Origin of the sequence: Thalassospira povalilytica (genome assembly GCF_002844235.1) — a bacterium.
GTDB lineage: Bacteria > Pseudomonadota > Alphaproteobacteria > Rhodospirillales > Thalassospiraceae > Thalassospira > Thalassospira povalilytica.
Genome location: NZ_PGTS01000013.1, coordinates 1 through 1996, shown reverse-complemented (window position 1 = coordinate 1996; position 1996 = coordinate 1). Strand labels below are relative to the sequence as shown.

Here is a 1996-nt window from a genome sequence, read left to right as displayed (position 1 = left end):
CGACAATGGTGATAGCACCTGGACACTGAATCCGGACCAGTTGGAAGGCTTGACGATTACACCGGCTGAGGATTTCAGCGGATCGTTTGACCTTGGTGTGACGGCGAACTCTTCTGATGGTGAAGACGTTGCCACCACCACCGGTTCGATTACGGTTGATGTGGCCGGTGTGGCTGATGCGCCGACCTTGGATGTCGCTGATGCTTCTGGCAGAGAAGATTCTGCAATTGCATTGGATATCGATGCAGGCCTGATGGACAGCTCGGAAGTTCTGAGTGTCACGATCTCGGGTGTTCCGGATGGTGCGACCCTGTCGGCCGGGACGGACAATGGCGATGGTACCTGGACCCTGAGCCCGGATCAGCTGGAAGGCCTGACGATCACGCCGGCTGAGGACTTCAGCGGGTCGTTTGAGCTTGGTGTGACAGCGACCTCTGCTGATGACGAGGATGTTGCAACGACGACCGGATCGATCACCGTTGATGTCTCCGCTGTCGCTGATGCGCCGTCCCTGACTGTTTCGATTGGGGAGGGAACGCCGACCGGTGGGGGGACTGGCGGGGGCCAGAACGACTTTGTCGATAATGGCAGTTCCAATCATCAGGGCACCGGTGGCGATGATACATTTGTCATCGACCGTAACCTGAACATGAACGAGAATTTTGATCTGCAGGGCGGTAACGATCAGGTCATCCTGAATGGCGATACCAATCTGGGGAACAATATCCGTCTTGGCGATGGCAATGACAGCCTGACAATCAAGGGCGATATCGGTGAGACATCGGCCGTGGATGGCGGTTCGGGTAGTGATGTCCTGTATCTTGGCAAGCCATCCACTTCCTATTCCCTGCAGAACTTCACCAACAATCAGGGCGTCATCAATACACAGATCATTGATCTCGATACCGGCAAAACCCTGACCGTCAATCAGATCGAGGCGATTTCGTTTGGCGACGGCGTCGTGGTCGGAAATGCCGATCTGGTCCAGGCCCCTGAAACAGGCGGCATTTCATATCCGGTAACCATCGAAGCAGCCCTGAATGATGCCGATGGTTCGGAAAGCCTGAGCATTACCATCACCGGGGTCCCTGAAGGTGCGACCCTGAGTGCCGGTACGCAAAATGAAGATGGCAGCTGGAGCCTTGATCCTGATGATCTTGAGGGGCTGACGCTGACCACGCCGTCGGACTTTGAAGGCAGCATCGATCTTGTTGTTACGGCAACGGCAACCGATGGTACTGACACCAATTCGGTATCGGTAAGCCGCAGCATCGCAGTAGATGATGTCGCAAATGCCCCGACGCTTGAGACTTCGGATGCTTCGGGCAATGAAGACAGTGCGATCGCGCTTGATATTGATGCGGCCCTGACCGATAGCGCCGAAACACTTACCGTCACGATTTCGGGCGTGCCCGATGGAGCAACCCTGTCGGCCGGAACCGATAATGGTGACGGTACCTGGACGCTGAGCCCGGATCAACTTGAAGGTCTGACGATTACGCCGCCGGAAGATTTCAGCGGAACGTTTGATCTTGGCGTCACGGCGACGTCGGTTGATGGCGAAGATGCGGCATCAACAACCGGCTCGATCACGGTTGATGTTGCCGGTGTCGCCGATGCACCGACTCTTGAGACCGCGAACGCGTCGGGTACAGAAGACAGCGCCATTGCACTTGATATTGATGCGGGCCTGACGGACAGTTCCGAAACATTGACCATCACCATTTCCGGTGTGCCGGAAGGGGCAAGCCTGTCGGCCGGTACCGATAATGGCGATGGCACCTGGTCACTGACCTCAGACGATCTTGAAGGCCTGACGATTACCCCGCCGGAAGACTTCAGCGGCAGTTTCGATCTGGAGATCACGGCAAGCACACAGGATGGTGTGGATATCGCCAGCGTGACAGACACCGTGATGGTCAATGTCATTGGGGATGCGGATCTGCCGACACTTGATGTGTCCGACGCATCGGGCAACGAAGATAGTGCCATTGCG

The 1996-nt window shown here is 56.3% G+C and carries 1 protein-coding gene; it reads left to right on the top strand.

What is annotated here, in order from left to right:
* Positions 1 to 49: 49 nt before the first annotated feature.
* Positions 50 to 1996: beta strand repeat-containing protein (locus CU041_RS20220; protein ID WP_233433199.1), on the top strand; the 1947-nt coding region annotated here is incomplete at its 3' end.